Raw genomic sequence first — 4,106 nt, forward strand, 5'->3', positions numbered from 1 at the left:
GCGTGTAAGAGTGCATTAGAGGAATTGCACAACGCTTTTTCCGGGCGCCAGCCTCCCGCCGCTCCGATCCTGAATGCGCCCGCTTTGGCGGGCGCGGCGCTCCAATATCCCCGGCGCTTCCAAAACCGCGACGCATTTTGGCGCTTTTTGGGGGCTTGACAAGCCATGTCTATTGTTTGACACCCAACCAACTGCATGATTTGAATGAAATGCATGATTTGAATGATTTCCCTACCCTGAGAAAATCATTCAAATCATGCAAATCATGCACTTTGTACGACACCAAACAAAAAAGCCCCCGCCGGGTGGGCGGGAGCGATGGGGTTGGATACGGGCGGAGGATTAATCATCTACCTTGCGCAGGCCGATGACGTCCGAGACGGGCAGCGAAAAGCAGATCGCGCCCGCTTTGGTGCCCGCGCCGGTGGTGGTGTTGATGGCCGACATGATGGCGGCCTTCTGGCCGGCGGGAGCCACGATGTACAGGATGTCCTTCTCCTCCGCCAGGGATACGCCGAAGAACTTCTCGGCCTGTTTTGTGCCGGTGCCGCGTGCGTGCAGCACGGTGCCGCCGCCGGCGCCGGCCGTGCGGGCCGCGTCCATTACGGCGTCCGAATAGCCTGCGTTGAGCACCGCGATGATCAGCTCGTGCTCAAACTGCATGGCGGGCGCGCCCCCGGTGGGGGCCTTGTTGCCTGTCAGGTATGCCAAAGTCCTGCCTCCTCCTACGCTTTTGATGGGGATGGTGAGCATGATGCCGTTGCCCGGGATATCCATGAACAGCTTGCGCTTGGCCGCCCGGATCAGCCGTTTGGTGCTCTCGGTGTCGGCCACCGTGGACACGATGGCCTTTTCGGTGTTGGTCAGGCCATAGATGGACAGCTGTTCGCTGGTGGCGGTGCCCTTGCCCAGCATGATCAGGCCCATGTTCAGCTCCAGGTTCTGGAACAGGGTGGCCAGCTCCTGGATCTGGTCCCGGTCGGTGATGCTGATGATGTAGTTCAGTTCCATTCAGGCCACCTCCTCCCACAGTTCGATGATCTCGTCGTCGCCATAGGCCGGCATGGGCTGTGCGGCAGGCTGCACCGAGCGGCGCAGCTTGACCACATACACCGCGCCCATCACCTGTACCGTGATAAGGGGCATCAGGGCCACCAGGGCCACCAGGCCGAAGGCGTCGGTCATGACATTGCCCCCCAGGGTGCTGCACGCGCCCATTGCAAAGGGCAGCATAAAGGTGGCCGTCATGGGGCCGGAAGCCACGCCGCCCGAGTCAAAGGCGATGGCGGTAAAGATAGGGGGCACCACGAAGGTCAGGACCAGGGCGAGCAGGTAGCCCGGGACCAGGATCCACAGGATGGGGATACCGGTCAGCACCCGCACCATGGCCAGGCCGTTGGCGGTGGCCACCGCGATGCACAGGCTGCGGCCCATCGCTTTGGCCGAGATGGCGCCGCTGGTCAGGTCCTCGACCTGCTTGTTCAGGACGTGGACGGCCGGTTCGGCGTTGATGATGAACCAGCCCATCAGCACCGCCAAAGGCACCAAAAGCAGGCCCATGCCCTGGTTGACCATTTCGCCGCCCAGCACATAGCCCAGGGAGGAGAAGCCCACCCCGACGCCGGTGAGGAACAGCACCAGCCCCACATAGGTGTACAGGATACCCACCACGATGCGGGCCAGCTGAGCCACCGGCAGCCGCAGGGCCGCCAACTGGAACAGCAGAAAGAACACGAAGATGGGGGCCAGGGCGGTGGCCACCTCCTCCATATAGCCGGGCAGGGCGGACAGATACCCCCAGCCCAGACTCATCGAGTCCTCAAACTCCAGAATGACCGTCTCGGAGGAGCCGGCGCTTCCCGGATAGAGGAAGCCCAGCAGCAGCACCGCCAGGATGGGCCCGATGGAGCACAGCGCCACCAGACCAAAGCTGTCGTCCTTGGCTTTCTCGTCGCTGCGGATGGAGGCCACGCCCACGCCCAGCGCCATGATGAACGGCACCGTCATGGGGCCGGTGGTGACGCCGCCCGAATCGAAGGACACCGCCAGAAAGCCGGGGTCGGACAGAAAGGCCAGCACGAACACCAGCCCATAGAACGCCAGCAGCAGCCACCGCAGCGGGATGCCCAGCAGGATGCGCACCATACTGACGGCCAAAAACAGGCCGACGCCCACCGACACGGTGGCGATCAGGGCCATCCGGTCGATGCCGGGCACATTGGTGGCCAGGACCTGTAAGTCCGGCTCGGCCACCGTGATGACCACGCCCATGATAAAGCTGAGGGCCAGGATCAGCCAGATGTTCCGCGATTTGGTCAGTCGTGCGCCGATCAGATTGCCGATCTGGCTCATGGATTGCTCCGACCCCAAAGTAAACAGGGCCATACCGGCGATGATCATGACCGTGCCCACCAAAAAGGACAGCATCAGCCCCGACCCCACCGGCACAAAGAAAAAGCAAAGCAGACTGACGATCAGCGCAATGGGCAGCACCGAATCCACAGCCTCCTGCAATTTCTCAGAGAGTGCGTTTTTACGGATCAAATCGTAGCTCCTTTCTTATAAAGAATGTGTGTCGTCCCTGTAAAAGTATAGCATATTTTCGGGACCGAGGCAATTCAAAGAGTAAAATGATTCCGGAATTTCACGATTTGTTTTAATTGTCTCAACAACTGCCGCGGCGCTGCCCGCTGGGGCCAGAGGCCGACGCAATTTGACGCAGCGACAGCGAAGCGCTGCCTGCGGCAGAAACAGCCGAGCTGGAGCAGGGGCCGCGGTCTGTATTTTCAAGCCTGCTGCGACAGGCGCAGAAAATACAGGGCACCGCAACCCGGACGAAGCAGCGAGCTGTCGCTGGCTGCGTAGCTGAGCCGCGTCCTGCGGACGAAGCAGGCGAAGCAGAGCAGGGGCAGCGGTCTGTCTTTTGCAAGCCCGCCGCGACGGGCGCAGCAAAAGCAGGGCACCGCAACCCGGAGCCGCGCTCCGGTTTTTGCAAGCGGGTGCCATCCCGCGCCGCAAAAATCGGCTAAGCGCAAGAGGAAATGCCCTCTTGACAAGTTATGCCTATTGTTTGATACCGTACCAACTGCATGATTTGAATGATTTGAATGATTTTCTCAGGGTAGGGAAATCATGCAAATCATTCATTTCATTCAAATCATTCACTTTGTATGACACCGAACAAACTGCAAACCAAAAAAGCCGCCACAACCGGCGGCACTTGACAAGGCGCGGCGGATCTGCTTCATTGTAGATGGCGCCCCCGGATGAGCGCTTTCCCGACCGGTCAAGGAGGCAGAGATGGAACTGACATATAAGCCTGCCCAGGCTGCGGACATCGAGCCGCTTTTTGCTTTCAATCAGGAGTTGATCGACGCATACGAGGACAAAACCCAAATCGAACTCCACAAGGTCCTGGCCTGGGTGCGCCGCAAACTGGAGCAGCAGATCCAGGACTACACCTGCATTTATGCCGACGGTCGAAAGGCGGGGTATTTTCACTTTTTCGCCCCGGACAACACCGTCATGGAGCTGGACGACCTGTATATCTTCCCTGCGTTCCGGGGCCTCGGCATTGGCTCGGCCGTCATCCGGCGTTGCTGTGCCAGCACCGACCGCCCGGTCGAACTATATGTATTTCGAGCGAATACGCGCGCCCTGGCGCTGTACCAGCGTCTTGGGTTCCGCATCCAGGCGCGTACTTGCCATGTCAGCGACACCCGCTACATCCTCCGGCGAGACTGACCGGCTCAAGCTGCCGCTCCCCTCGCGGCGGCTTTTTTGGTTGGCATTTTGTTTGATACCGTACGAACTGCATGATTTGAATGATTTCTCTACCCTGAGAAAATCATTCAAATCATGCAAATCATTCACTTTGTAAGGCATCGAACAACCTAAAAGTCCCGGCCCTCCCCCTCTGGCCCCAGCGGGCAGTGCAAGTAAAACGGATATTACTATAAAAGGTAAAGATAACCCTCTATCTGTGCACTAAGCTCCAAAAAGCAAAACCCCCAAGGCATACGCCTCAGGGGTCTTGTTTTGAGAGAAGCCGGCATCTACCTATTTTCACAGGCCGTGTCCAGCCAACTATCTTCGGCACAAGTGAG

The 4,106-nt window shown here is 59.2% G+C and carries 3 protein-coding genes; 1 reads left to right on the forward strand and 2 read right to left on the reverse strand.

What is annotated here, in order from left to right; all coding sequences use genetic code 11:
• Nucleotides 1–342: 342 nt before the first annotated feature.
• On the reverse strand, nucleotides 343–1,011 hold the full coding sequence (locus B5E66_RS12560) for a P-II family nitrogen regulator (protein WP_087233804.1): 669 nt from the start codon (nucleotides 1,009–1,011) through the stop codon (nucleotides 343–345).
• Nucleotides 1,012–2,544: a DUF1538 domain-containing protein gene (locus B5E66_RS12565; RefSeq protein WP_087233807.1), complete on the reverse strand. Its 1,533-nt coding sequence runs from the start codon at nucleotides 2,542–2,544 to the stop codon at nucleotides 1,012–1,014.
• Between the two features lie 756 nt (nucleotides 2,545–3,300).
• On the opposite strand from B5E66_RS12565, the gene B5E66_RS12570 reads away from it, so the two are divergent.
• The gene (locus B5E66_RS12570) at nucleotides 3,301–3,744 is read left to right on the forward strand and encodes a GNAT family N-acetyltransferase (protein WP_087233810.1); all 444 of its coding nucleotides are present in this window, start codon (nucleotides 3,301–3,303) and stop codon (nucleotides 3,742–3,744) included.
• The last annotated feature ends 362 nt before the right edge of the window (nucleotides 3,745–4,106 follow it).

Source organism: Faecalibacterium sp. An121 (assembly GCF_002160915.1).
Classification (GTDB): Bacteria; Bacillota; Clostridia; order Oscillospirales; family Ruminococcaceae; genus Faecalibacterium; species Faecalibacterium avium.

Bases quoted from the DNA above. Each gene is read 5' to 3' on its own strand.
- B5E66_RS12570 (WP_087233810.1), top strand. From the start codon at position 3,301: ATGGAACTGACATATAAGCCTGCCCAGGCTGCGGACATCGAGCCGCTT.
- B5E66_RS12560 (WP_087233804.1), bottom strand. From the start codon at position 1,011: ATGGAACTGAACTACATCATCAGCATCACCGACCGGGACCAGATCCAG.